This window comes from Pseudomonas benzenivorans, from assembly GCF_024397895.1.
Classification (GTDB): domain Bacteria; phylum Pseudomonadota; class Gammaproteobacteria; order Pseudomonadales; family Pseudomonadaceae; genus Aquipseudomonas; species Aquipseudomonas benzenivorans_A.
Genome location: NZ_CP073346.1, coordinates 181,586 through 207,560, shown reverse-complemented (window position 1 = coordinate 207,560; position 25,975 = coordinate 181,586). Strand labels below are relative to the sequence as shown.

Annotated in this window: 22 protein-coding genes; 2 read left to right on the top strand and 20 right to left on the bottom strand. The window is 64.0% G+C overall.

Going from position 1 to position 25,975, the window contains the following annotated elements; all coding sequences use genetic code 11:
* Positions 1–6: 6 nt before the first annotated feature.
* The 19 genes from nuoH to KDW96_RS00780 form a co-directional block, all read right to left on the bottom strand.
* Positions 7–999, bottom strand: a complete 993-nt coding sequence (nuoH, locus tag KDW96_RS00870; RefSeq protein ID WP_255838507.1) for an NADH-quinone oxidoreductase subunit NuoH — start codon at positions 997–999, stop codon at positions 7–9.
* The gene (nuoG, locus tag KDW96_RS00865; RefSeq protein ID WP_255838505.1) at positions 996–3,725 is read right to left on the bottom strand and encodes an NADH-quinone oxidoreductase subunit NuoG; all 2,730 of its coding nucleotides are present in this window, start codon (positions 3,723–3,725) and stop codon (positions 996–998) included. Before nuoG ends, nuoH begins: the two co-directional genes overlap by 4 nt.
* Before the next feature lie 92 nt (positions 3,726–3,817).
* Positions 3,818–5,191 carry an NADH-quinone oxidoreductase subunit NuoF gene (nuoF, locus tag KDW96_RS00860; RefSeq protein WP_255838504.1) on the bottom strand — a complete coding sequence of 458 codons (1,374 nt, stop codon included), beginning with the start codon at positions 5,189–5,191 and terminating at the stop codon, positions 3,818–3,820.
* On the bottom strand, positions 5,188–5,688 hold the full coding sequence (gene nuoE / locus KDW96_RS00855; RefSeq protein WP_255838503.1) for an NADH-quinone oxidoreductase subunit NuoE: 501 nt from the start codon (positions 5,686–5,688) through the stop codon (positions 5,188–5,190). The genes nuoF and nuoE overlap by 4 nt, the downstream gene beginning before the upstream one ends.
* Position 5,689: 1 nt before the next feature.
* Complete coding sequence (gene nuoC / locus KDW96_RS00850; RefSeq protein ID WP_255838502.1) at positions 5,690–7,471, bottom strand: NADH-quinone oxidoreductase subunit C/D; 1,782 nt, start codon at positions 7,469–7,471, stop codon at positions 5,690–5,692.
* Between the two features lie 61 nt (positions 7,472–7,532).
* Positions 7,533–8,210, bottom strand: a complete 678-nt coding sequence (locus KDW96_RS00845; RefSeq protein WP_255838501.1) for a NuoB/complex I 20 kDa subunit family protein — start codon at positions 8,208–8,210, stop codon at positions 7,533–7,535.
* Positions 8,211–8,220: 10 nt separating this feature from the next.
* Positions 8,221–8,634 carry an NADH-quinone oxidoreductase subunit A gene (locus tag KDW96_RS00840; protein WP_255838500.1) on the bottom strand — a complete coding sequence of 138 codons (414 nt, stop codon included), beginning with the start codon at positions 8,632–8,634 and terminating at the stop codon, positions 8,221–8,223.
* A 423-nt stretch (positions 8,635–9,057) separates the two neighbouring features.
* Complete coding sequence (locus tag KDW96_RS00835; RefSeq protein ID WP_255838499.1) at positions 9,058–11,064, bottom strand: PhoX family protein; 2,007 nt, start codon at positions 11,062–11,064, stop codon at positions 9,058–9,060.
* 225 nt (positions 11,065–11,289) lie between these two features.
* Positions 11,290–12,885: an isocitrate lyase gene (locus KDW96_RS00830; protein WP_255838498.1), complete on the bottom strand. Its 1,596-nt coding sequence runs from the start codon at positions 12,883–12,885 to the stop codon at positions 11,290–11,292.
* A 491-nt stretch (positions 12,886–13,376) separates the two neighbouring features.
* Positions 13,377–14,186 (bottom strand): secretin N-terminal domain-containing protein, encoded by an 810-nt coding sequence (locus KDW96_RS00825; RefSeq protein ID WP_255838497.1) that lies wholly within the window; start codon positions 14,184–14,186, stop codon positions 13,377–13,379.
* Positions 14,183–14,797: a DUF7931 domain-containing protein gene (locus KDW96_RS00820; protein WP_370295478.1), complete on the bottom strand. Its 615-nt coding sequence runs from the start codon at positions 14,795–14,797 to the stop codon at positions 14,183–14,185. Before KDW96_RS00820 ends, KDW96_RS00825 begins: the two co-directional genes overlap by 4 nt.
* Positions 14,798–14,831: 34 nt before the next feature.
* Positions 14,832–15,263 carry a GNAT family N-acetyltransferase gene (locus KDW96_RS00815; RefSeq protein WP_255838495.1) on the bottom strand — a complete coding sequence of 144 codons (432 nt, stop codon included), beginning with the start codon at positions 15,261–15,263 and terminating at the stop codon, positions 14,832–14,834.
* Positions 15,256–16,422, bottom strand: a complete 1,167-nt coding sequence (locus tag KDW96_RS00810; RefSeq protein ID WP_255838494.1) for a ribosomal protein uL16 3-hydroxylase — start codon at positions 16,420–16,422, stop codon at positions 15,256–15,258. Before KDW96_RS00810 ends, KDW96_RS00815 begins: the two co-directional genes overlap by 8 nt.
* Before the next feature lie 78 nt (positions 16,423–16,500).
* Positions 16,501–17,871, bottom strand: a complete 1,371-nt coding sequence (purB, locus tag KDW96_RS00805; RefSeq protein ID WP_255838493.1) for an adenylosuccinate lyase — start codon at positions 17,869–17,871, stop codon at positions 16,501–16,503.
* Between the two features lie 87 nt (positions 17,872–17,958).
* Positions 17,959–18,816, bottom strand: a complete 858-nt coding sequence (locus KDW96_RS00800) for a DMT family transporter (protein WP_255838491.1) — start codon at positions 18,814–18,816, stop codon at positions 17,959–17,961.
* 3 nt (positions 18,817–18,819) lie between these two features.
* Complete coding sequence (hflD, locus tag KDW96_RS00795; RefSeq protein ID WP_255838490.1) at positions 18,820–19,440, bottom strand: high frequency lysogenization protein HflD; 621 nt, start codon at positions 19,438–19,440, stop codon at positions 18,820–18,822.
* Positions 19,437–20,570 (bottom strand): tRNA 2-thiouridine(34) synthase MnmA, encoded by a 1,134-nt coding sequence (gene mnmA, locus KDW96_RS00790; RefSeq protein ID WP_255838489.1) that lies wholly within the window; start codon positions 20,568–20,570, stop codon positions 19,437–19,439. Before mnmA ends, hflD begins: the two co-directional genes overlap by 4 nt.
* A gap of 70 nt (positions 20,571–20,640) precedes the next feature.
* The gene (locus KDW96_RS00785) at positions 20,641–21,081 is read right to left on the bottom strand and encodes an NUDIX hydrolase (RefSeq protein WP_255838488.1); all 441 of its coding nucleotides are present in this window, start codon (positions 21,079–21,081) and stop codon (positions 20,641–20,643) included.
* A gap of 121 nt (positions 21,082–21,202) precedes the next feature.
* Entirely contained in the window at positions 21,203–23,428 is a 2,226-nt protein-coding gene (locus KDW96_RS00780; protein ID WP_255838487.1) for an NADP-dependent isocitrate dehydrogenase, read from the bottom strand.
* Between the two features lie 363 nt (positions 23,429–23,791).
* Here KDW96_RS00780 and icd point away from each other — a divergent pair, with 363 nt between their 5' ends.
* Positions 23,792–25,048 (top strand): NADP-dependent isocitrate dehydrogenase, encoded by a 1,257-nt coding sequence (gene icd, locus KDW96_RS00775; protein ID WP_255838486.1) that lies wholly within the window; start codon positions 23,792–23,794, stop codon positions 25,046–25,048.
* Between the two features lie 70 nt (positions 25,049–25,118).
* Here the strand turns inward: icd and cspD are convergent, their stop codons facing one another.
* Positions 25,119–25,382, bottom strand: coding sequence for a cold shock domain-containing protein CspD (cspD, locus tag KDW96_RS00770; protein WP_255838485.1), 264 nt, complete (start codon positions 25,380–25,382; stop codon positions 25,119–25,121).
* A gap of 228 nt (positions 25,383–25,610) precedes the next feature.
* Here cspD and clpS point away from each other — a divergent pair, with 228 nt between their 5' ends.
* A complete protein-coding gene (gene clpS / locus KDW96_RS00765; RefSeq protein WP_090438864.1) occupies positions 25,611–25,973 on the top strand; it encodes an ATP-dependent Clp protease adapter ClpS in 363 nt (120 codons plus the stop codon).
* Positions 25,974–25,975: the final 2 nt, after the last annotated feature.

The window sequence follows — 25,975 nt, the reverse complement described above, 5'->3', positions numbered from 1 at the left end:
TTCTCCTTACTGGGCCGCGGCCAGCACCAGGGCGCCGGTCACCAGCAGGTTGATCAGGGTCAGCGGCAAGCAGAACTTCCAGCTGAACGCCATGACCTGGTCATAGCGCGGCCGCGGAATCGAGGCGCGCAGCAGGACGAAGATCATGATGAAGAAGGCGGTTTTCAGGGCGAACCAGATGAACGGGATCTGCGGCAGCAGGCCGAAGGGACCGTGCCAGCCGCCGAAGAACAGGGTCACCAGCAGCGCCGAGATGGTGATGATGCCGATGTATTCGCCGACGAAGAACATGCCCCATTTCATCCCGGCATACTCGATGTGGTAACCGTCGGCCAGCTCCTGCTCGGCTTCCGGCTGGTCGAAGGGGTGGCGATGGGTGACCGCGACGCCGGCGATGAAGAAGGTACAGAAACCGAAGAACTGCGGAATGATGAACCACAGGTGCTGGGCCTGGTAATCGACGATGTCGCGCATGTTGAAGGAGCCGACCTGGGCCACCACGCCCATCAGCGCCAGGGCCAGGAACACCTCGTAGGACACCGTCTGCGCCGAGGCCCGCAGGGCGCCGAGCAGGGCGTACTTGTTGCTGCTCGACCAGCCGGCGAACAGCACCGCATAGACCGACAGGCCGGCCATGGCGAAGAAGAACAGGATGCCGATGTTCAGGTCCGCCACGCCCCAGGTGGGGGTCACGGGGATGATGGCGAATGCCATGAGCATGGCGCTCATGGCGATTAGTGGGGCCAGGGTGAAGATGACCCTGTCGGCGAAGGGCGGCGTCCAGTCCTCCTTGAAGAACATCTTGATCATGTCCGCGGCGATCTGAAACATGCCGAACGGGCCGACCCGGTTCGGCCCGTAGCGGTCCTGCCACCAGCCCAGCAGGCGCCGTTCGACGAAGCTGAGCAGGGCGCCGCAGACCACCACGGCCAGCAGAATCACCACGGCCTTGAGCACGGCCACCAGGATCTCGTTCAGTTCGGGGGTCAGCCAGTTCATTGCGCAGCCTCCTGGAGCGCAGTGACCACGGCGCCGGCGATTGCCGCGGGGATTCCGGGCAGGCCGGCGGGCAGGCCGACCAGGCCGAGGGCCAGGTCATCGCGCACCTGCAGCGGCAGGCGCAGTGTCTGGCCGCTGAGCGTCAGGCTGAGCAGGGCGCCGTCATGGACCCCGAGGCGCGCCGCCTCCTCCCGCGCCAGGGCGACATAGGCTTGCGGGGCGCGTGCCTGGATAGGCGCGGCGCGGGCCGAGGTTTCCTCGCTGCCGAACAGGTGGTGCAGGGGCACCGCCGCGAGGCTGCCCGGGGCCGGATTGAAGGCGCTGCAGGCGGCAAACCACGGCAGTGGCTGCGCGGCGGCCTCGATCAGGCGCACGCCGGGGTCGCCGGCGCGCAGGTGGCCGCCGATCTCGTCCTGGAACTTGTTCCAGGCCTGGGGCGAGTTCCAGCCCGGCGACCAGGCGAAGGGAATCTGCTGACGCGGCTCGGCGGAGCCGGAGTAGCCCTCCATGGAGAAGGCGAAGGCGGAGTCCTGATCCTGAGGTTGACGGGGCTCATGCACGTTGATGTTGGCGCGCATGGCCGTGCGACCGCTGTAGCGATGGGGCTCGCGGGACAACTTGAGGCCCTTGATGCGGAAGCTGGCGGAGGGCGCGGCTGCGCGGATGCCGGCAAGCGCCGGCACGCTTGTGGCGCAGGCTTCGGTGACCTGGTCCAGCTGGCTCCAGTCGACCGCCTTGTCCTGCAGGGTGCTGTGCAGCGCATGCAGCCAGCGCCAGCCTTCGCGCACCAGGTTGTCGGCGTCGTGATAGGTCGGATCGAAGACCTGGAAGAAACGCTGGGCGCGCCCCTCCTGGCTGACCAGGGTGCCGTCGGCCTCGGCGAAGCTGGCGGCGGGCAGCAGCAGGTGGGCCTTGGCGGCAGTCGGGGTGTGCTGATGGTCGGCGACTATCACCACCTTGGCGGCCGCCAGTGCGGCATCGACCTTGTCGGCCTGGGCATGGCGGTACAGGTCGTTCTCCAGTACCACCAGGGCATCGGCTTCGCCTGCGGTCAGGGCGTGCAGCGCGGCGTCCAGTGACTGCTTGGTGAGGTCGGCGCCTTGCAGCAGTGCCAGGCCCATGCTGTTGGCCTCCGGCACCACCAGGCTGATGGAACCGTTCCTCTCGCGGTTCTTCAGCGCGCTGGCGATGTTGGCGGCCGCTTCGATCAGGGCGCGATTGCCCAGCGAGGCGCCGGCGACGATCAGCGGGCGATTGGCCGCCAGCAGCGCCTCGGCGATGCGCTGAGCCAGCTCGGCGGCCTGTGCGTCGAGCCCGGCCACGGCCGGCGCGCTCGGGTCGATGGCGTGGGCCACGGCAAAGCCGAGGCGGGCAAGGTCGTCGGGGGCGGCGTGGGCACACTCGCTGGCGACGTCGTCCAGGCGGGTGGCGCAGACGCTGGCGATGAACAGCGGGCTCAGCGCATCCTGGGCGACGTTCTGCACCGCGGCCATGTGCCAGTCCTGAATTTTCAGGGTGGCGGCCATTTCGTTGGCCTTGCCCTTGACCGCCTGGCGCAGCGCCAGGGCCAGGCGCGCCGAGGTCTGGGTCAGGTCCTCGCCGAGGACGAAGATCGCGTCGTGGGCTTCCACCTCGCGCAGCGTGGGCACCGGCAGTGGACCGTTCTGCAGCAGGTCACGGATCAGCTGCAGCAGCTGCAGTTCGCTTTCGGCCACGCCGGCATAGAACTGCTCGGCGCCGACCAGTTCGCGCAGGGCGAAGTTGCTTTCCAGGCTGGCACGGGCCGAGCCGATGCCGATCACCTTGCGCTTCTTCAGCAGCGCGGCGGCCTGGTCGAGGGCCGAGTCGAGGCCCATCTTCATCTTGCTCAGCACCATCAGCGGCTGGCGCGGACGGTCCTTGCGGTTGACATAGCCGTAGCCGAAGCGGCCGCGGTCGCAGAGGAAATACTGGTTCACCGAGCCGTTGAAGCGATTCTCGATGCGGCGGATCTCGCCGTAGCGCTCGCCGGGACTGATGTTGCAGCCGGCGGCGCAGCCGTGGCAGATGCTCGGGGCGAACTGCATGTCCCACTTGCGGTTGTAGCGCTCGGAGTGGGTCTTGTCGGTGAACACGCCGGTCGGGCAGACCTCGACCAGGTTGCCGGCGAACTCGCTCTCCAGGGTGCCGTCCTCGACCCGGCCGAAGTAGACGTTGTCATGGGCGCCGTAGACGCCGAGGTCGGTGCCGCCGGCATAGTCCTTGTAGTAGCGCACGCAGCGGTAGCAGGCGATGCAGCGGTTCATCTCGTGGGCGATGAAGGGGCCCAGTTCCTGGTTCTGGTGGGTGCGTTTGGTGAAGCGATAGCGGCGGGCGTTGTGCCCGGTCATGACCGTCATGTCCTGCAGGTGGCAGTGGCCGCCTTCCTCGCACACCGGGCAGTCGTGGGGGTGGTTGGTCATCAGCCACTCCACGACGCTGGCGCGAAATTGCCGCGCCTCTTCATCGTCGATGGAGATCCAGGTGTTGTCGCTGGCCGGTGTCATGCAGGACATGACCAGGCGACCGCGGGTGTCGTTCTCGTCGCTGTACTGCTTCACCGCGCACTGGCGGCAGGCCCCGACGCTGCCGAGGGCGGGGTGCCAGCAGAAGTAGGGGATATCGAGCCCCAGGGACAGGCAGGCCTGCAGCAGGTTGTCTGCGCCATCGACTTCCAGATGTTTGCCGTCTACGTGGATAGTGGCCATGGTCGAGTGTCTTCTTACCCGCCGGAGCGGGCTTGGCTAATGGAATCTCGGTTGTCGCAGGGCCAGGTCGGTGGCCGCCGCGACGCAAAACTTCATGCGGGGGTGAACTGGCCCCCACCTGCTGGAGCGCGCTGGCGGGCAATGCCGGCCTCGAACTCCTCGCGGAAATACTTGAGTGCACTACCCAGCGGCTCCACCGCCCCCGGCGCGTGGGCGCAGAAGGTCTTGCCGGGGCCGAGGAAGTTGCAAAGCTGCTCCAGGGTCTCCAGGTCGCCCGGCTGGCCCTCGCCGCGCTCCAGAGCGCGCAGCAGCTTGACGCTCCAGGGCAGGCCATCGCGGCAGGGGGTGCACCAGCCGCAGGATTCGCGGGAGAAGAACTCCTCCATGTTGCGCAGCAAGGACACCATGCTGACGCTGTCGTCCACCGCCAGGGCCAGGCCGGTGCCCATGCGGGTGCCGACCTTGCCGATGCCGCCGGCGTACATCTGCGCCTCGAGGTGTTCGGGCAGCAGAAAACCGGTGCCGGCGCCGCCGGGCTGCCAACACTTGAGGCGGTAGCCATCGCGCATGCCGCCGGCGTAGTCCTCGAACAGCTCGCGGGCGCTGATGCCGAAGGGCAGCTCCCAGACGCCTGGGTTCTTCACCTTGCCGGAAAAGCCCATCAGCTTGCTGCCGTGGTCCTCGCTGCCGGGACGGGCCAGGGTCTTGTACCAGTCCACGCCATTGCCGATGATCGCCGGCACGTTGCACAGGGTCTCGACGTTATTGACGCAGGTGGGCTTGCCCCAGACGCCGACGGCGGCCGGGAAGGGCGGCTTGGAGCGTGGATTGGCGCGACGCCCCTCCAGGGAATTGATCAGCGCCGTTTCCTCGCCGCAGATGTAGCGCCCGGCGCCGGTGTGCACGAACAGCTCGAAGGAAAAATCGCTGCCCAGGATGTTCTGACCCAGCAGGCCGGCGGCCTTGGCCTCGTCGATGGCACGGTTGAGATTGTGCGCCGCGTCGACGTATTCGCCGCGCAGGAAGATGTAGCCGCGGTAGGCCTTGAGCGCGCGGGCGCTGATCAGCATGCCCTCGATCAGCAGGTGCGGCAGCTGCTCCATGAGCAGGCGGTCCTTCCAGGTGTTGGGCTCCATTTCGTCCGCGTTGCACAGCAGATAGCGGATGTTCATCGACTCGTCGGTGGGCATCAGCCCCCATTTCACCCCGGTGGGAAAGCCGGCACCGCCGCGGCCCTTGAGGCCGGACTCCTTGACCGTCTGCACGATGTCGGCCTGGGCCATGTCGACCAGGGCCTTGCGCGCGGCGCTGTAGCCATTCTTGCGCTGGTACTCGTCGAGCCACACCGGCCGGGCGTCGTCGCGCAGACGCCAGGTCAGCGGGTGGGTCTGCTCGGGGCGCTCGATGCGATTGGCCGGGCCGACGGAGGTCAGGACCTTGCCGGTCGTGGTGGTACCCCCAGTCATGGATAGTCCTCCAGCAGCGCGGCGACAGACTCGGGACCCACGTCGCCGAAGGTGTCGTCGTCGATCATCAGGGCCGGGGCCTTGTCGCAGTTGCCCAGGCAGCACACCGGCAGCAGGGTGAAGCGGCCGTCGGCGCTTGTCTGGCCGAGGCCGATGCCCAGCTGTTGTTGAATACTAGACAGCACCGACTCATGGCCGCCGATAAAGCAGGTCATGCTGTCGCACACGAGAATGATGTGCCGGCCTACCGGTTGGCGAAAAATCTGGCTGTAGAAGGTGGCGACACCTTCGACGTCGCTGGGCGGAATGCCGAGGACCGCGCCAATGGCGTCGGCCGCGCCATCGGGCACCCAGCCACGCGCCTCCTGGACGATCTTCAGCGCCTCGATGGAGGCCGCCCTAGGGTCCTCGTAGTGCTGCATCTCGTGCTCGATGGCCGCCTGTTCGCTGGCGCTGAGGACGAAACGGTCGGTTTGAATCAGGTCGCTCTGGCTCATATCAGCGGTCCACATCGGCCATGACGAAGTCGATACTGCCCAGGTAGGCGATCAGGTCGGCGACCATGCTGCCGCGGATCACCGAGGGAATCTGCTGCAGGTGCGGGAAGCTCGGCGTGCGAATCCGGGTGCGGTAGCTCATGGTGCTGCCGTCGCTCGTCAGGTAGTAACTGTTGATGCCCTTGGTCGCCTCGATCATCTGGAAGGCTTCGTTGGCCGGCATGACCGGGCCCCAGGAGACCTGCAGGAAGTGGGTGATCAGGGTCTCGATGTGCTGCAGGGTGCGTTCCTTCGGTGGCGGCGTGGTCAGCGGGTGGTCCGCCTTGTAGGGACCGGCCGGCATGTTCTTCAGGCACTGCTCGATGATGCGCACGCTCTGACGCATTTCCTCGACCCGCACGATGCAGCGGTCGTAGGCGTCGCCGTTGTGCGCCAGCGGCACCTCGAACTCGAAGTGCTCGTAGCCCGAGTAGGGGCGGGCCTTGCGCAGGTCGTAGTCGAGCCCGGTGGAACGCAGCCCGGCACCGGTGACCCCCCATTCGAGGGCCTCCCTGGTGTTGTACTGGGCCACGCCCAGGGTGCGGCCGCGCAGGATGCTGTTCTTCAGCGCCGCCTTCTCGTACTCGTCCAGGCGCTTGGGCAGCCAGTCGACGAACTCCTTGACCAGGCCATCCCAGCCCCGCGGCAGGTCGTGGGCGACGCCGCCGATGCGGTACCAGGCCGGGTGCATGCGGAAGCCGGTGATGGCTTCGATCACCTTGTAGGCGCGCTGCCGGTCGGTGAAGGTGAAGAACACCGGCGTCATGGCGCCGACGTCCTGGATATAGGTGCCGAGGAACAGCAGGTGGCTGGTGATGCGGAAGAACTCCGCCAGCATCACCCGAATGAAGTCGACCCGGTCCGGCACCTTGATGCCGGCCAGCTTCTCGACCGCCAGCACATAGGGCAGGTTGTTCATCACCCCGCCCAGGTAGTCGATGCGGTCGGTATAGGGAATGAAGCTGTGCCAGGACTGGCGCTCGGCCATCTTCTCCGCGCCGCGGTGGTGATAGCCGACCTCCGGCACGCAGTCGACGATCTCCTCGCCGTCGAGCTGCAGGATGATGCGGAACGCCCCGTGGGCGGACGGGTGATTGGGGCCGAGGTTGAGGAACATGTAGTCCTCGTGCTCGCTGTGGCGCTTCATGCCCCAGTCTTCCGGCTTGAAACGGGCGGCTTCCTCCTCCAGCTGCTGCTTGGCCAGGGTGAGGCTGAACGGATCGAACTCGGTCGCGCGGGCCGGGTAGTCCTTGCGCAGCGGATGGCCTTCCCAGGTCGGTGGCATCATGATCCGGCTGAGATGGGGGTGGCCCTTAAAGGTGATGCCGAACATGTCCCAGACTTCGCGCTCGTACCAGTTGGCGTTCGGCCAGATCGAGGTGGCAGTGGGCAGGTTCAGGTCACCTTCGCTCAGCGCCACCTTGATCATCACGTCGCTGTTACGTTCGATGGACATCAGGTGATAAAACACCGTGAAGTCCGCCTGCGGCAGGCCGCGGCGCTGGGTGCGCAGGCGTTCGTCGACGCCATGCAAGTCGTAGAGCATGACGTAGGGGCGCGGCAGACCGCGCAGAAAGCCAAGGACTTCGATCAGCTTCTCCCGGGGAACCCACACCACTGGCATGCCGGTACGGGTCGCCTGCACGGTCAGCGTCTCGGCATCGAAACGGGATTGCAGCTCGGCGACGACGTCCTGGCCGTCAGCCTGGTGGGGCGCAAATGACACAGCGGTGTCTGCAGTCATGGTCTCGGTCGCTATCGGTCAACGTAAAGAAAGAGCCGGCTGTTCTTGTTGAAGGCTGGACTCAAACGTCGTCGGGGCTGCGCAGGTTGGTGACGGCGATGCGTTGCTCGCGTCGCTGCTCCCGCTGCGAAGGCATGTCGGCGCGGTAGACGCCCTGATCGCCGACGACCCAGGAAAGTGGCCGGCGCTCTTGACCGATGGACTCCTGCAACAGCATCAGGCCCTGCAGGAATGCTTCGGGGCGAGGTGGGCAGCCCGGTACATAGACGTCGACGGGGAGGAACTTGTCCACGCCCTGGACCACCGAATAGATGTCGTACATGCCGCCGGAATTGGCGCAGGAGCCCATGGAGATGACCCACTTGGGTTCCAGCATCTGCTCGTACAGGCGCTGGATGATGGGCGCCATCTTGATGAAGCAGGTGCCGGCAATGACCATGAAGTCGGCCTGACGGGGCGAGGCGCGGATGACTTCGGCGCCGAAGCGGGCGATGTCATGGGGGGCGGTGAAGGCCGTGGTCATTTCCACGTAGCAGCAGGACAGGCCGAAGTTATAAGGCCACAGGGAGTTCTTGCGCCCCCAGTTCACCGCGCCATTGAGCACATCTTCGAGTTTGCCCATGAAGATGTTCTTGTGAACCTGATCATCTAGCAGCGGATCGGAAACGGTCTCCCGCTGGCCGATCGGATACTGCTCATTCGGCGCATCCGGGTCGACCCGAGTAAGTTTGTATTGCATCGCCAAAGCCTCATTGTTTTAGCTTCGCCTGCCGCTCGCGACGTCCCGCAGGTGCCCAATCGAGCGCCCCGATCCGCCAAAGGTAGACAAGACCGGCCAACAGAATCGCTATAAAAATAGTAGCTTCGACAAAACCGGCCCAGCCGCTTTCGCGAACGGAGACGGCCCAGGCGAAGAGAAAGAGGGCTTCGACATCGAAGATCACGAAGAGCATCGCGACCAGATAGAATTTTGCGGAGAGGCGTAGGCGGGCGCTGCCGGTGGGCAGCATGCCAGCTTCGAAGGGTTCGTTCTTGCTGCGGCCCCAAGCCTTGCCGCCGAGCAGACTGGAAAGGCCGAGCATAAATGCACAGAGGCCGGCAATGCCGAGCAAAAAGACGGCCAGGGCCCAGTTATGGGACAGAATCGTGCTTGCTTCCGACATGCCGGTACCCCCATGGAAAGGAACGGCGTTCTTTCGCAGATGATTAGACTTGTCGTATTCAGGCGATTAGCCAGCGGTCGCCTGAAATGATGGGCGGATCTTATGCCTGCCCCCGGTGTCAAGTAAATTTCCCAAGCGAAATATATGTTGGTTAATACGCCAAGATTAGATGGTTTCTGCGCAATTCGCCTATTTGAGCGCGCGTAGCTGATTGGCATCTGCCAGTCAGCTACTGGAAAAACCTTATTGTTAACCCCGCTACAGGGTGTCGAGCCTTTATATTCTTGGCGCTCTAACTCTCCTGTTTGTGCCCGATAATTTCGGCCAAGTATTTGATATAGAAAAGAAAGATGGCGTGTAGTTGGGCAATTACCGGGGGCTCAGTGGATGGCCACTGCGCACCCGGCGTCGCTTGCCCTCGGATCAGAGGAGGCGGCGACCGTCTTCGCGACTGATGATCACGGTGGATGACCGTGGCCGCTTGCCGGGACCGTCTGGCCAGGTGCTGAGCAGGTTATCGGCCGTCGAGCCCTCACCGGGGTGCTGGATATTGACGAACAGCGTGCGGAAGTCCGGAGTGGCGCTGATGCCGGTGACCTCGGCACCCTGCGGGCCAACCAGAAAGCGCTTCAGCTCGCCGCTTCTGGGGTCGGCCACCAGCATCTGGTTGTTGCCGAACGGGCCGCTGCTCAGCTGGCTGCCGCTCATGTCGGTCTGGATCCACAGGCGACCCTCCGGGTCGAACCACAGGCCGTCGGGGCTGGCCAGCAGGCTGTGGGCGCCCAGCGGCTGGCCGTTGGGTCCGACGCTGTCGCTTTCAGGACCGGCAAGCAGGAACAGGCTCCAGGAGAAGCTGCGGCCGGCATGGTTCCAGCTGCGCTCGCGCCAGCGGATGATGTGACCATAGGCATTGGCCGGGCGCGGGTTGGCGGCGTCCGGCTCACTGCGTGACTTGTTGTTGGTGAGGGTGAAGTAGACCTCGCCGCTGTCGGGGTTCACGGCGCCCCATTCCGGACGGTCCATCTTGGTGGCGCCGACGATATCGGCCGCCAGGCGCGTATTGATCAGCACCTCGCCTTGGTCGGCAAAGGTCACCCCAGCCGCCGCGCAGGCTTTCTGGAAGGCCTTGTCCTGAATAGCCAGGGGCAGCCACTTGCCCTTGCCATTGGCATCGAAGCGGGCGACGTAGAGCGTGCCATCGTCCAGCAGGCTGCCGTTGCTGCGCCCGGGGCGGTACTTGTCGCGGCTGACGTACTTGTAGATGTACTCGTTCTGCGAGTCGTCGCCCGAGTAGCACACCAGCGGACGGCCCGGCTTGACCGGTGCGAAGACCAGGCCTTCGTGAGCGAAGCGTCCCAGGGCGGTGCGCTTGACCGGCACCGACTCGGGCGCGAAGGGGTCGATCTCGACTATCCAGCCAAAGTGATTGGGTTCGTTGCGGTAGTCGTCTTCGGCGCTGCTGGCCTTGCGGCTGGCATCGAAGCGCTCGAACTCGTCGCCGGCCAGGGTTTCCCAGCCATAGCGGCTGCTGCCGCGCACGCCATAGCGGCTCAGTTCGCGCGGTAGTTCGGAATCGCGGGCGGCGAAGTAGCCTGCCCAGTTTTCCTCGCAGGTCAGGTAGGTACCCCAGGGCGTGAAGCCGTTGGCGCAGTTGTTCTGGGTGCCCCGGGTGGCTGTGCCTTGCGGGCTGTAGCGAGTCCGCAGCAGGGCATGGCCACGGGCCGGGCCGCGGATCTCCATCGGGGTGGCAGCGGTGATGCGACGGTTGCGGGCGCTCGGCAGCACGTCCCAACCACCCTGCAGGTTGCGGCGGATCTCCACGACCGAGACGCCGTGGGCGTTGATCTCCTTGCGCACCTCGTCGGCGCTCACGCGCTTGCCGTCCACCACGGTCGGGCCATTGGGGTGGATCAGTCCGGCATCGATATATTCGTGGTTGAGCACCAACAGGCCGTGGTCGCTGCTGCGTCCGGGGCCGCGCTGCGCGTCGATCGGGAAGAAGTGCATGCCGTCGTGGTGCATGCCGGTCTGCTGGGCCTGATCTTCGGCGCTGTTGCTGGCGTCCTCGAGAAAGGCCGGATAGCTGCCGGTGATGGGGGTGCCCCAGGGAATGAAGGGGCTGGCCTTGTAGCCGTCGGGCACGCTGATGCCGTCAGCTCGGCTGATCGCCACCGGGGTGAAGGGCAGCTTTCTGCGCGACCGGAATGCCGGCTTCCCCTGCGCCTGGCCGGCGTGTTCGCCAGCGAGGCTGACGCGCGGCAGGGCGGCGCCAAGAAACGCCAGGGTGCCGAGTGCCGCGCCGCCGGCGAGGACTTGGCGACGGGCAAGGGGCGTCTCGATCAGTTCATTGAAGTGCGGGTTGCGGGAGTGGTTGCTGGGCAGCTCATCGCCACTGCCGAACAGCACGCTGTTGTCATCCTTCTGATGCATGGTGGCTCCTTGGGGCTAATCGAGGAAGCCACGACGCTAACCAAGGAAAACGACGAAACGATGACAGGGGGCGTGCCTCAGTCGACACAGCCGGCCGACGCCCCGGCACTGGACCATGGGAAGGCCACCGGCGTCAAAAAAAGAAAACCCCAGCATCTCTGCTGGGGTTTTCCGGTGCCGCGTTCGGTGGGAATGCGGGGTTCTCACCGAGTACAGCGGTTACGCTTAGTGGAACTGGTTCATGGTGTTGTCTTTGCCACCGGCCTTCAGAGCGGCTTCGCCAGCGAAGTACTCCTTGTGGTTGTCACCGATGTCGGAGCCGGCCATGTTCTGGTGCTTGACGCAAGCGATGCCCTGGCGCAGTTCCTGGCGCTGAACGCCCTTCACGTAGGCCAGCATGCCCTGGTCGGCGAAGTAGCCCTTGGCCAGGTTGTCGGTGGACAGGGCCGCGGTGTGGTAGGTCGGCAGGGTGATCAGGTGGTGGAAGATGCCGGCCTGGGCCGAACCGTCGCGCTGGAAGGTGCGAATCTTCTCGTCGGCCACCTTGGCCAGCTCGGTCTCGTCGTACTCGACGCTCATCAGCTTGGCGCGGTCGTAGGCGGAAACGTCCTTGCCTTCGGCGGCGAACGCATCGAACACCTGCTGACGGAAGTTCAGGGTCCAGTTGAACGACGGGCTGTTGTTGTACACCAGCTTGGCGTTCGGGATCACCTGACGGATGCGGTCAACCATGCCGGCGATCTGGCCAACGTGCGGCTTCTCGGTCTCGATCCACAGCAGGTCGGCGCCGTTCTGCAGCGAGGTGATGCAGTCCAGCACGCAGCGGTCTTCGCCGGTGCCCTTGCGGAACTGGAACAGGTTGCTCGGCAGGCGCTTGGGACGCAGCAGCTTGCCTTCGCGCTTGATCACCACGTCGCCGTTGCCCAGTTCGGCCTCGGAGATTTCCTCGCAGTCGAGGAAGGCGTTGTACTGGTCGCCCAGGTCGCCCGGCTGCTTGGTCACGGCGATCTGCTTGGTCAGGCCGGCACCCAGGGAGTCGGTACGGGCAACGATCACGCCGTCATCCACGCCCAGCTCGAGGAAGGCGTAGCGAACTGCGTTGATCTTGGCGAGGAAGTCCTCGTGGGGCACGGTCACCTTGCCGTCCTGGTGGCCGCACTGCTTCTCGTCGGATACCTGGTTTTCGATCTGGATGCAGCAGGCACCGGCTTCGATCATCTTCTTGGCCAGCAGGTAGGTGGCCTCCGGGTTGCCGAAACCGGCGTCGATGTCGGCGATGATCGGGACCACGTGGGTCTCGTAGTTGTCGATCTTGTCCTGGATCTCGGCAGCCTTGGCGTTGTCGCCGGCTTCACGGGCAGCGTCCAGATCAGAGAACAGCAGATCCAGCTCGCGGGCGTCGGCCTGGCGCAGGAAGGTGTACAGCTCTTCGATCAGACCGGAAACGGCGGTCTTCTCGTGCATCGACTGGTCCGGCAGCGGGCCGAAGTCGGAGCGCAGGGCGGCGACCATCCAGCCCGACAGGTAGAGGTAGCGCTTGTTGGTGGTCTTCAGGTGCTTCTTGATCGAAATCAGCTTCTGCTGACCGATGAAGCCGTGCCAGCAGCCCAGGGACTGGGTGTAGACGGAGGAGTCGGCGTCATACTCGGCCATGTCCTTGCGCATGATGGCCGCAGTGTACTTGGCGATATCCAAACCAGTCTTGAAGCGGTTCTGAGCGCGCATACGAGCCACGGATTCCGGGTTGATAGCGCTCCAGGTGCTGCCGAACGTTTCTTTCAGCGCAGCGACTGCCTTGATGTCGTTTTGATATGCGGACATGGTCAATCCTTCAATGTATGTGTTTGGTTGAGCACCGGCGTTCCCACTCAGAACCTGCATCGCTGAGGCTATGGTTGCGGGGCTCACGGCAAGGCGGCGAGATATTGACCAGGACGGCGTTGAAACCGGGAGGAGGGGGTGACGAGATGCACCGTGCCAAGACCTACAGTGACGCTGCTTGCCGGCTCGTGGATGCCGTTGGGCAGACTGACTATGACTGTCTGGCTGGTTGATGCCTTTAACGCTTCCCCGTCCCTCAGGACAACTTCGTTCCAGTCGCAATCTCGTCGAACTGCCTTGTGGGCTTCACAACACGCATCGTCTCGGACGGTAAGTCTGGAGAGCGATCCGGAGGCCCTGTCTAGGGCCTCTGATTAGCGGGAGCGAGGCCATCATGCCTCCGAGGGAAGGGTTCGTCAAACGTTTTGTAGTGCTTTTTTTTTACTACTACATATTCTCGAAACGACCGTTTGGTCATCTTTTTGCGGGGCTCACTCGACCACTTCGACCTTCACCCGCAGGCTCATGTCCTCGCGTCCCTGGGTCGAGCGTTGCTGGAGGAAATCGGCCTGATCGGCCTGATTCTGCTCGTTGACCGCGCCGATGCTGATCCATTCGCCGAGCCGACCGCTGACCCGGGTATCGGCACTCTGCAGGTCGATCACCCCGGGCTGACCGGGACTGAGCCGGTCACGGTTGCTGCTGATGCTGATATGCACGATTTCACCGCTCAGGCTGGCGGTGACGTAGAAGCCGCGGGTGACATCGCGGTACTGGGTATTGCTGTAGACCCGTCCGTAGTGGTCGCGGTCGTGGGTGGTGAGCGGGACGCTCTGGCCGACCTGGATCAGCGCCGGATAGCCCTCGGTGGCTTGCACCTGTTGGGTGCCGCCGCCGCGGCTGTCGGTGCTGCGACGGATGATGCGCAGCTGATCGCGGCCGTCGATTTCACCCTGGCCTATGACCACCTCGGCGCCCCCGGCGCTGATCGAGCCGTCGGCGCGGTAGCCGCGATCGGTCTGGTAGCTCGATTCGCTGCTGGCGACGCTGATCAGCAGGCGGCGCAGGCGGGTGTCCAGTTGCTCGAGCAGCTGGCGGATCTCGGCGATCTTGCTCGCCGGCGCGTTGACCACCAGCTGGTTGCCGTAGGGGCTGACGCGACCCTCGTTGCCCAGTACCGACTGCACCACCGGCAGTACCTCGTCGGCGCTACGGTAGTTCAGGGCGATGACTTCGGTGGCGGCGTTCGCCGCGAGGCTGGCGCTGAGCAGCAGGCCGGCCATCAGCTTGCGCATGTTCATAGCAGAAAGCTCCGCAAATCCGGGTCGGTGATGCTGGTCTCCCAGGCCTGGTCGAACTGTGCCTGGCGCAGGCGAACCCGTGCGGGGTCCTGATACAGGGCATAACCGGCGAACTGGTCCAGTTCCGGGCGCAGCAGCAGGCCGCAGTCGTCGACCAGCAGAAAGGCAAGGTCTTCGGCCGGGTAATCCGGGTGCAGCTTGCGTATCTGCAGGTTGCTCGACAGGCGGCGTGACAGGCTGAGCAGGCGATGGCCGTCCTTGACCGCGCGGGTTACGTCCCTCAGCAGGATGCGCAGGCGATTCTTCGGGTTGGCCAGGAGGAAGCGGGCGCAGGCGTCTTGCACGCTGCTGTGGTGATAGAGCCAGGGCTCGAGGTCGTCGCTGAAGATGCACAGGTTGCGTCGGGCCTGTTGCAGCAGGGCCAGGGCGTGGGCGCGGGCCTGCTCGGGCTGGCTGAAGCGCTCCAGCGCGAGGTGCTCGCCCAGCTTGAAGGGTGCCGGCTCGCAGCGTTGGCCATCTGCCGCTGGCGGCGCCGGGTTGTGCACGGCAAAACGCCCCGGTGACTCGAACTCGATAGCGGGAAGCTCCTGTGGCTCGTCGCTGTCGGTCATGCCGGGCAGGGCGTCTGCGTCGTTCATGCGGACCTCAGGGGGTTGGGCTATGGCGCACCATGTCCACGTGGGGAATGCCGGCGTCGAGGTATTCGTCGCTGACTATGCTAAAGCCTAGCCTTTCATAGAAGGCCGTGGCGTGCACCTGGGCGCTGAGCATTTGTTGGCGCAGGCCACGTTTTTCCGCCTCGGCGACCACCGCGCGGATCAGCGCATCGCCCACCTTCAGGCCGCGCCAGTCCTTGAGCACCGACACTCGGCCGATGTGCCCGTCCGGCAGCAGGCGCGCGGTGCCGATCGGGTAGTCGCCTTCATAGGCGAGGAAGTGCAGGGCCTCGGCGTCTTCGGCGTCCCACTCCAGCTCCGGTGGCACGGCCTGCTCGGCGACGAACACGGTTTCACGGATGCGCCGCAGCTCGGCGTTGTCCTTGTGCCAGTCGGCCAGGCGAACGTGGATCTCATTCATCGGCAAACTCCAGGCTCCCTTGCTTGACCAGTTCCCAGAGCAGATTACGCCCCTCGTCGACGCTCAGCCACTGGCCAAGGTTGTCGATGTGCAGGGCATCGGCCGAGCAGACCAGCTTGAGCAATTCGCGCAGGCTCGCCGACAGCAGGCGGCTCTGGCCGCTGGCGAACAGCACCAGGTCTTCGCCGACTTCGGACCAGGCCATGCGGGCGCTGGGGTTGCGGACCAGCACGGCGCCGTCATCCAGGCTGCCGAGCAGGGCCGCCTCGTCGATGTCCAGACCGTTGACCAGTTCCGGGTAGCGGGGCTCGGTCATGAACTGGCCGAACCAGGTCATCAGCAGGCGCTCATCGCCCATGTGCTCGTTGAGCAGGGCCTTGAGGCGATCCAGGGCATCGCGCTGAATCTGGTTCGGGTCGCTGGCCGGCTCGGCGCCGGCGTCGCTGTAGCGCTCTTCCTCGGGCAGGAACTGGCCCAGGAAGTCGGTGAAATGGGTCAGCACTTCGGCGGCGCTTGGCGCGCGGAAGCCTACGGAATACGTCATACAGTCATCCTCAGCGGTACCACAGTGGGCCAGGAGCGGCGGCAGGTAGAGCATGTCGCCGGGTTCCAGTACCCATTCTTCAGTTTGTTCGAATTCGGCCAGGATCTTCAGGTCGGCGTGGGCCAGCAGCGGGCTGTCGGAATTGCATAGCTGGCCGACCTGCCAGCGCCGTTTGCCATGTCCCTGCAGCAGGAACACGTCGTAGTTGTCGAAGTGCGGGCCGACACCGCCGCCGGGGGCGGCAAAGCTGATCATCACGTCGTCGATACGCCACTTGGGCAGAAACTTGAACTGCTCGAGCAGCTCGGCGACCTCCGGGACGAATTGATCCACGGCCTGCACCAGCAGGGTCCAGTCGCGCTCCGGCAGGGCGGCGAAGGCATCTTCGGCGAAGGGGCCGCGACGCAGCTCCCAGGGGTGCTCGCCGTGCTCGAGGACCAGGCGAGATTCGACTTCTTCTTCTAGGGCCAGGCCGGCGAGTTCGTCCGGCGAGATCGGGCTCTCGAAGCCGGGCATGGCCTGGCGCACCAGCAGGGGTTTCTTCTGCCAGTAGTCGCGCAGGAATTCGCGGGCCGTGAGGCCGCCCAGCAGTTGCAGCGGAGTATCAGGATTCATCGGTAAGCCCTTGAAAGTAATAAATACCCATAAATAAAAACGCCCGGCACAGCCGGGCGTCCAATGGGCTGTCGCCGTTTAGATGCGCTTGGCCTGGGCCACCGCATTACCGATGTAGTTGGCTGGGGTCAGCTGCTTGAGCTCGGCCTTGGCCGCAGCCGGCATGTCCAGGCCGTCGATGAAGTTCAGCAGGGCCTCCGGGCTGATGCCTTTGCCACGGGTCAGCTCCTTGAGCTTCTCGTAGGGGTTCTCGATGGCATAGCGGCGCATCACGGTCTGGATGGGCTCGGCGAGGACTTCCCAGCAGGCGTCCAGATCTTCAGCAATTCGCTGAGCATTGAGCTCCAACTTGCTGATTCCCTTGAGGCTTGCCTCGTAGGCAATGACGCTGTGGGCGAAGCCGACACCGAGGTTGCGCAGCACGGTGGAGTCGGTCAGGTCGCGCTGCCAGCGCGAGATCGGCAGCTTGCTGGCCAGGTGCTGGAACAGCGCATTGGCGATGCCCAGATTGCCTTCGGAGTTCTCGAAGTCGATCGGGTTGACCTTGTGTGGCATGGTCGAGGAGCCGATCTCGCCGGCGATGGTCTTCTGCTTGAAGTAGCCGAGGGAGATGTAGCCCCAGACGTCGCGATCGAAGTCGATCAGGATGGTGTTGAAACGGGCGATGGCGTCGAACAGCTCGGCGATGTAGTCGTGCGGCTCGATCTGGGTGGTGTAGGGGTTCCACAGCAGGCCCAGGTCGCCCTCGATGAAGTCGCGGGCGTTGGCTTCCCAGTCCACCTGCGGGTAGGCCGAGAGGTGGGCGTTGTAGTTGCCCACGGCGCCGTTGATCTTGCCCAGCAGCGGTACCGCCGCGACCTGAACGATCTGCCGCTCCAGACGGTAGACCACGTTGGCCAGTTCCTTGCCGAGGGTGGTCGGCGAGGCCGGCTGACCGTGGGTACGCGAGAGCATCGGCACGTCGGCGAACTTCACCGCCAGCTCGCGGATCGCGCCTGCGGTCTGGCGCATCAGCGGCAGCAGCACGCTGTCGCGGCCCTCGCGCAGCATCAGGGCGTGGGACAGGTTGTTGATGTCCTCGCTGGTGCAGGCGAAGTGGATGAATTCGCTGACCTTTTCCAGCTCCGGCAGCTTGGCGGCCTGCTCCTTGAGCAGGTACTCCACGGCCTTGACGTCGTGGTTGGTGGTGCGCTCGATCTCCTTGACCCGCTCGGCGTGCTCGAGGGCGAAGTTGTCCGCCAGCTCGTTGAGAACCGCCTGGGCCTCGGCGGAGAAGGGCGCGACTTCGCCGATGCCCTCATGGGCGGCCAGGCGTTGCAGCCAACGGACTTCGACCAGGACGCGGAAACGGATCAGGCCGAATTCGCTGAAAATGGGGCGCAAGGCGCTGGTTTTGCCGGCGTAGCGGCCATCGACGGGGGAAACCGCGGTGAGCGAAGAAAGCTGCATGGGAGGCGTTCTCGGACAGTCGGGCGTTGAAAAGGGCGCATATCATACATGAAATCGCGGCCCGGGCCGCGATCGGCGTGACACCGTTCAGCGGCCGGTTCGGCGGATCGACAGCAGGCTGGCGACGAAGATCAGTGCGGCGCCCGACAGCGAGGTCGGGTCCGGCGTTTCGCCCCAGCGCAGCCAGGCGAGCAGGCCGGCGAAGACGATCGCCAGGTAGGCGAAGGGGCCGATCAGTCCAGGTGGCGCCAGGCCGTAGGCCTTGGACATGATGATCTGGCTGACGGTGGCGAGCAGGCCGATCGCCAACAGCGCGCCCAGTTCTCGCTCGTTCAGCGGCTGCCAGGCCCAGGTCAGCGGGATCGCCGAGGCGAGGCTGGCGAACAGGGCGAAGTAGAAGACGATGCGAAAGGCCGGCTCGGTGTCGCTCATCTCGCGAATCGAGACGAAGGCGAAGGCGGCCAGGATGCTCGCCGCCAGGCCGACCAGCGCCTGGGCGTCGAACAGCGCCGCGGAGGGCTTGGCGACCAGCAGCACACCGCACAGGCCGACACCGCTGGTCAGTAGCATGCGCCGGGTGATTGGCTCCTTCAGCCACCACCAGGCGATCAGCGGGGTGAACAGCGGCGCCGAATAGGTGAACAGCATGGCATCGGCCAGGGGCAGGTGGGCGATGGCGTAGAAGAAGCAGTACATCGCCGCCAGACCGTAGGTGGAGCGCCACAGGTGCGAGCGCAGGCGTTCGGTGCGCAGCGGGCGCCAGCCCTTGAGCAGGATCAGCGGCAGGAAGAACAGCACGCCGACCAGGTTGCGGAAGAACACCACCGACTCGTTGTTGACGCTGACGGACACCTCGCGAATGCCCATGCCCATCAGCGCGAACAGCAGCGTCGAGCACGCCAGCAGGGCGGCGCCTTGCAGGGGTTTGACCAGGCGCGGCTGCATCGTTCAGCCGCGCAGCAAGGGATAGAGTTCCTTGAGCAGCTTGCCGCGGCTGAATACCAGCTGCCAGCGGTGTCCGCCCAGCTGGCGCCACAGGCGCGCCGCGCGAATGCCCGCCAGCAGCAGGGCGCGGATCTTCGACGCGTTGCTCGGCTGCTGCAGGTGGCGCATGTCGCCCTGCACCTGGATGCGCTGGCGGAAGGTGCTGATGGTGTCCTGGTACAGGCTGCCGCAGGAGGCAATCACGTTCTCGTGAACCAGGCCGAAATGCTCGGTCTGCTGCTGGATCTGGTTCAGTCGGCTGCCCATGATCTGCAGCAGGTCACCGCGCTTCTCCAGTTGCCGTTCCAGCCCAAGCAGGGCCAGGGCATAGCGCAGCGGGTCGCGTTGCAGGCTGCTCGGGTCGCGCTCCAGGGCGCCGACCAGTGCGCGATAGCCGTCACGCAGGCCGAGATCGTCGCCACCGTAGACCTCAAGGGTGCTCTGCGGATCGCGCACCAGCAGGCTGCCCAGCATGCAGGTCAGTGCCGGTTCGCCGATCTGGCCGGTCCTGGCCAGCTTGTCGACCAGCACCGCGGATTGAAAGACGGCGCCGAGGGCGACCAGTTGCTCCTGGATCGGGCTCATGGGCGTCCATCCTCGGGAAATGCGGGTTCTGCCGCTTCGATCACGCCGCCACCGAGGCACACCTCGCCGTCATAGAACACCACCGACTGACCGGGCGTCACGGCGCGCTGCGGCTGCTCGAACACCGCGCGATAGCCCTCGGCGGTCTTCTCCAGGGCGCAGTGCTGATCGCCCTGGCGATAACGGACCTTGGCGTGCAATTGGCGCGGGCTGTCGAGGTTGATCGGGTTGACCCAGTAGATCTCGGAGGCCAGCAGCGCGCGGGAGAACAGCCAGGGATGATCGTTGCCCTGGCCGACCACCAGGACGTTGCGCTGCAGGTCCTTGCGCAGCACGTACCAGGGCTCGTCCCCGGCATCCTTCAGGCCGCCGATGCCGAGGCCCTGGCGCTGGCCCATGGTGTGGTACATCAGGCCGTGGTGGCGGCCGATCACCTCGCCGGCGGTGGTTTCGATGTTGCCGGGTTGGGCCGGCAGGTACTGCTTGAGGAAGTCGCTGAAGCGGCGCTCGCCGATAAAGCAGATGCCGGTGGAGTCCTTTTTCTTCGCCGTGGCCAGCTGGTATTTCTCGGCGATGGCGCGCACCTGCGGTTTCTCCAGCTCGCCTACCGGGAACAGGGTCCTGGCGATCTGCTCACCGCCGACGGCGTGCAGGAAATAGCTCTGATCCTTGTTCGGATCCAGGCCCTTTAGCAGCTCGGTACGGCCATCGACATCGCGGCGGCGCACGTAGTGGCCGGTGGCGATCAGGTCGGCACCAAGGGCCAGGGCGTAGTCGAGGAAGGCTTTGAACTTGATCTCGCGGTTGCACAGGATGTCGGGGTTGGGCGTACGGCCGGCCTTGTACTCGGCGAGAAAGTGCTCGAACACGTTGTCCCAGTATTCCGCGGCGAAGTTGGCGGTGTGCAGCTTGATGCCGATCTTGTCGCACACCGCCTGGGCATCGGCCAGGTCGTCCATGGCCGTGCAGTATTCGGTGCCGTCGTCCTCGTCCCAGTTCTTCATGAACAGGCCTTCGACCTGATAGCCCTGTTCCAGCAGCAGCAGGGCGGAAACGGACGAGTCGACGCCGCCGGACATGCCGACTATGACGCGTGGCTTTTCTGAGGATGGCAGGACTGGATCGGGCATAGGGATTCGGCGCAAGTCTGCAAAAGGACGAAATTCTAACAGGCCGGCTGTGGCAAGGCGAAGGTGGCGTTCAGTCGCGGATCACGTCCAGGTCGTGCAGGGGACCGGCGAGGTAGTCGTCGATGCAGCGCAGCACCAGTTCGCTGCGCCAGCGTTCGGGCTGGGCGGCCAGTTCGGTGCGGCTCAACCAGGGGGCGCCGACGATGCCGGTGTCGAGCGGGCGTTTCGGGTCATGGGCGAGGGCTCTGGCCGCAAAGCACACGCGCTGATAGGTCACGCCATTGCTCGGCGCGGTATACAGGTAAACCCCGACGACGCCGATGAGCTCGACATCCCAGCCGGTTTCTTCACGGGTCTCGCGCACGGCGGCCTGGCGCAGGGTTTCATTGGCCTCGAGGTGACCGGCAGGCTGATTGAGCACCAGGCGACCGCCTTTGCGCTCCTCCACCAACAGGAAGCGGCCTCGGTCTTCGATAACAGTGGCAACGGTGATGTGTGGGTTCCAATCCATAGCAGCTAGCCTCGTCAAGGAGGGGCGATCATAGCAACCGCGACGCCACGGGTTACCTGAGCGCAGAAACAGAAACCCCGGCACTTGGCCGGGGTCTCTGCGGGGTGGTGCGTGTTGCGCCTTACGCCAGTGCTGCCAGGGCGGCGTTGAAGGTGGTGCTCGGACGCATGACCTTGCTGGTCAGCTCCGGATTGGAGCGGTAATAGCCAGCGATGTCCACCGGCTGACCCTGGACCGCGGCGAGTTCGGCGACGATGGCTTCCTCGTTGTCGCTCAGGGCCTTCGCCAGCGGCGCGAAGCGCGCCTGCAGCTCGAGGTCTTCGCTCTGCGCGGCCAGCTCCTGGGCCCAGTACAGTGCCAGGTAGAAATGGCTGCCACGGTTGTCCAGTTCGCCGGTCTTGCGCGACGGCGACTTGTCGTTGTCGAGCAGTTTGCCGGTGGCCGCATCGAGGGTCTTGCCCAGCAGTTTGGCTTTCGGGTTGTCGGTCTTGATGCCGGTTTCTTCCAGCGATACCGCCAGGGCCAGGAATTCACCAAGCGAGTCCCAGCGCAGGTGGTTCTCTTCGATCAGTTGCTGGACGTGTTTCGGCGCCGAGCCGCCGGCGCCGGTTTCGTACATGCCGCCGCCGGCCATCAGCGGGACGATGGACAGCATCTTGGCCGAGGTGCCCAGCTCCATGATCGGGAACAGGTCGGTCAGGTAGTCGCGCAGCACGTTGCCGGTCACCGAAATGGTGTCCTGGCCACGGATCATGCGCTCCATGCTCACGCGGATGGCTTCGTTGTAGCCCATCATGCGAATGTCCAGGCCCGACAGGTCGTGCTCCTGCAGGTAGGCTTCGACCTTCTTCTGCAGTTGACGGTCGTGGGCGCGCTCCGGGTCGAGCCAGAAGATCGCCGGGGTGTTGGACTGACGGGCGCGGGTCACGGCCAGCTTGACCCAGTCGCGGATCGGCGCGTCCTTGGTCTGACAGGCGCGCCAGATGTCGCCGGCTTCCACTTCGTGCTGCATCACCACGGTGCCGTCAGCCAGGACCACGCGCATGGTGCCGTCGACGGTCATTTCGAAGGTCTTGTCGTGGGAGCCGTACTCCTCGGCCTTCTGCGCCATCAGGCCGACGTTTGGCACGCTGCCCATGGTGGTCGGGTCGAAGGCGCCGTTGGTCTTACAGAAGTTGATCATCTCCTGGTAGATGCGCGCATAGGTGCTTTCCGGCATGACGGCCTTGGTGTCCTTGAGCTTGCCGTCCTTGCCCCACATCTGCCCGGAGCTGCGGATCATCGCCGGCATGGAGGCGTCGACGATCACATCGCTCGGAATGTGCAGGTTGGTGATGCCCTTGACCGAATCGACCATGGCCATTTCCGGGCGGCCGCTGTAGCAAGCGTGGATATCGTGCAGGATCTCTTCCTGCTGCGACGCCGGCAGCACCTTGATCTTGTCGTAGACGCTGCTGATGCCGTTGTTCGGGTTCACGCCCAGTTCTTTGAACAGCTCGCCGTACTTATCGAAGACCTCCTTGTAGTACACGCTGACGGCGTGGCCGAAGACGATGGGGTGCGAAACCTTCATCATCGTCGCCTTGACGTGCAGCGACCACATGACGCCGGTTTCCTTGCAGTCCTGCAGGGTTTTCTCGAAGAAGTCACGCAGCTTGCGGCAGCTCATGAACATGCTGTCGAACACTTCGCCTTCCTGCAGGGCGAGCTGTTTCTTCACCTCGACCTGGCCGTCCTTGCCGACGAACTCGATGCGTACATCGCCGGCCTTGCCCATGGTGATGGACTGCTCGCTGGAAAAGAAGTCGCCGCCGCGCATGTAGTCGGCGTGGGATTGCGAGGCCATGCTCCACTTGCCCATCGAGTGCGGATGCTTGCGCGCATAGGCCTTGACGGCCGCCGGGGCGCGGCGATCGGAGTTGCCCTCACGCAGAACCGGGTTTACCGCGCTGCCGAGCACCTTGGCGTAACGGGCGCGGACATCTTTTTCGGCGTCGGTCTGCGGGTCTTCCGGAAAGTTGGGAATGTTGTAGCCCTGGGCCTGCAGCTCGGCGATCGCGCCCTTGAGCTGGGGGACGGAGGCGCTGATATTCGGCAGCTTGATGATGTTGGCGTCCGGCGAGGTGGCCAGCACGGCCAGCTCGGCGAGGTCGTCGCTAACCTGCTTGCCGGCATCCAGCTGATCGGCAAAGCTGGCAAGAATGCGTCCAGCAAGAGAGATGTCGCGAGTTTCGACGGCTATGTCAGCAGAGGCTGCAAAGGCTTCTACAATCGGTAGGAGCGAATAGGTGGCGAGGGCTGGAGCTTCGTCGGTGAAGGTATAGATAATCTTCGAACGGTTGGACATTTAGAGTTAACTCTCTTCTTTGCTGAGCGTACACAGAATCTCGACGTGCGCAGGTAGGCGCCAAGACCCTCCGTTTAGGGTCAGGGGTCGAGAACTCGCCGCAGTGATGATGGATGCACCAGTAGAGTGTCGAGCATTTCGATCCGGCGAATCGCGATAGCCAGTCGCCAGTTCCAAGAGACGCTCACCTCGTTCGAGACAAGCAGACCCTTCTGACTCATTAGTCATCCGCGGAGTATATCACTGCGGCGTAGTGCCGCAGAACGCTCTTGTGCATGAGACCAACGAACATATGGTTTCAGCCGATTCAAGTGCGCTACTCTCGGTCGTTGACCGCTGTTTAACCACAAGACGGAGTCCAGCATGGGATACCAAAAGATCCAGGTGCCAGAAACCGGTGACAAAATCACCGTCAATGCCGATATGTCCCTCAATGTGCCAAACAATCCGATCATCCCCTTCATCGAGGGGGATGGCATCGGGGTAGATATCAGCCCGGTGATGATCAAGGTCGTCGATGCGGCCGTGGAAAAGGCCTACGGGGGCCAGCGCAAGATTTCCTGGATGGAGGTCTACGCCGGCGAAAAGGCCACTCAGGTCTACGATCAGGACACCTGGCTGCCGAAGGAAACCCTCGAAGCTGTTCGCGACTATGTGGTGTCCATCAAGGGGCCGCTGACCACGCCCGTCGGCGGCGGCATCCGCTCGTTGAACGTGGCCCTGCGCCAGGAACTTGACCTGTATGTCTGTCAGCGCCCGGTGCGCTGGTTCGAAGGCGTGCCGAGCCCGGTCAAGAAGCCGGGCGATGTCGACATGGTGATCTTCCGCGAGAACTCCGAGGACATCTACGCCGGCGTCGAGTGGAAGGCCGGCTCCCCGGAGGCCGTGAAGGTCATCAAGTTCCTCACCGAGGAAATGGGCGTCAAGAAAATCCGCTTCACCGAAAATTGCGGCATCGGCATCAAGCCGGTTTCCCTGGAAGGTACCAAGCGCCTGGTGCGCAAGGCGCTGCAGTATGCCGTCGACAATGATCGCAGCTCGGTGACCTTCGTCCACAAGGGCAACATCATGAAGTTCACCGAAGGTGCCTTCAAGGAGTGGGGCTACGAGGTGGCGCGTGATGAGTTCGGCGCCGAGCTGCTCGACGGCGGCCCCTGGATGCAGTTCAAGAACCCCAGGACTGGCAAGACCATCGTGGTCAAGGATGCGATCGCCGACGCGATGCTGCAGCAGATCCTGCTGCGCCCGGCCGAGTACGATGTGATCGCCACCCTCAACCTCAATGGTGACTACCTGTCCGACGCCCTGGCGGCCGAGGTGGGGGGGATTGGTATCGCCCCTGGCGCCAACCTGTCCGACACCATTGCCATGTTCGAGGCGACTCACGGCACCGCGCCCAAGTATGCCGGCCAGGACAAGGTCAATCCGGGGTCCGTCATCCTCTCTGCCGAGATGATGCTGCGTCACATGGGCTGGACCGAGGCGGCTGACCTGATCATCAAGGGCACCAACGGGGCCATCGCAGCGAAGACCGTGACCTATGACTTCGAGCGCCTGATGGAGGGCGCCACGCTGATGTCTTGTTCGCAGTTTGGCGACGCCATGATCGCGCACATGTGAGCTGATCAGGGGCAAGAAAAAGGCCGGTCAATTGACCGGCCTTTTTATGGGCGAGTGGCTGGCCCGGGTATCAGGCTTCTATTGCCGTGCTTTGTGGCTGACTGGCGGCAGCAGGCGCTTCGGCGGTGACCGAGGTGGCGCAAATGTTCACGGCATGGAGCCCTTTGGGACCCTGAATGATGTCGAAGTTTACCGGCTGGCCGGCCTTGAGCGTTTTGTAACCGTCCATTTGAATAGCCGAGTAGTGGGCGAACAGGTCCTCATCTCGGCCATCGGCGAGGATGAATCCGTAGCCTTTGGCGTTGTTGAACCACTTGACCTTACCGCTAAGCATGCTCATATCCCTCTGCAAAGGACTCCATCACTGGAGTATCATCCACTTCGACTCCGCGCTTGAATCGACCAGGTTGGGCGAAGGCGCGGAATCCCTCTACCCATAGTGGGTATTCATTGTTTGTAACACCGTTTTGCCGATAGTCAAGGCAATGCTGCAACCGGCTGAGAAGCCGTTCAAACTCCGTCTAGCATCCGAATTCGTCCAACCGCGAAGCTAAATTTCAGCATGCATGCAAGTAGCCAGATTCGACTAACATTCAATCAGGACCGCCCTGCAACGCACGAGGACGACTCCACCGGCCTTGCCGTACAGGAATCCAAACCGGCGCTGCAGGCACCACCGCTGTATAAGGTGGTCTTATTCAATGACGATTACACACCCATGGATTTCGTGGTCGAGGTGCTCGAAGTGTTCTTCAATCTGAACCGGGAGCTTGCGACCAAGATCATGCTTACCGTCCATACAGAGGGGCGGGCCGTATGCGGAGTGTTTACCCGGGATATTGCCGAAACCAAGGCTATGCAGGTCAACCAATACGCAAGAGAAAGCCAGCATCCATTACTCTGTGAGATCGAGAAGGACGGTTAACG